The organism is Rhizobium sp. YJ-22, from assembly GCF_029601685.1.
Classification (GTDB): Bacteria; Pseudomonadota; Alphaproteobacteria; order Rhizobiales; family Rhizobiaceae; genus Metarhizobium.
Genome location: NZ_JARRIR010000011.1, coordinates 186,059 through 186,608, shown reverse-complemented (window position 1 = coordinate 186,608; position 550 = coordinate 186,059). Strand labels below are relative to the sequence as shown.

Genomic DNA, 550 nt, shown 5'->3' with positions numbered 1-550 from the left:
CTTCAAATGGCGGAATTGTCAGGTGACAATTCCGTTAGCTGTTTGACGAAGCTGCATTTTCCCGCTCGAAAGCCGAAACGATGTCCGGCATTTTCGCAGACAGAAAAGCAGCGAATTCTCCCGAGGTTACGGTGATCTTCGCGCCGCGTCCGCCATGCTCGATCGTGGCGAGCGGCTGGCCCTTGCGGGTGCGTACCGTTTCCGTGGCCTTTTCCTTCTTCCTGGTTTCGCCAGTCACCTTCCAGAGCCGCTCGAAGCGGGCATTGGTGTCGGCGCTGCCAAAATCGGCGATCCGCATTTCGCGATCCGCCCGCCGGTTCAGCGCCGGGTCTTTCAGCCGGTCGGCAAGTGCCAGCCAGCGAGGACGGCCGACCTTGGGGGCCGGGCCGATCGCAAGGATCATCGCGGTCGGAATGCTGTCGGCCACCTGCAGCAGGCGGGATGCTTCCGGCTTGTCGACGGAGAGGGCGCGCGAAATCGTTTCCCGGTCGAAACCATGCTCCTGCATGCGCCGGGCAAACAGCGCGCGCTCGATGAAGCTCAGGTCGAC

The 550-nt window shown here is 62.4% G+C and carries 1 protein-coding gene; it reads right to left on the bottom strand.

What is annotated here, in order from left to right:
* Nucleotides 1-34 precede the first annotated feature (34 nt).
* Nucleotides 35-550, bottom strand: a 516-nt coding sequence (locus P7F60_RS23425) for a plasmid partitioning protein RepB C-terminal domain-containing protein (protein ID WP_277920109.1), incomplete at its 5' end; no start/stop codon positions are given.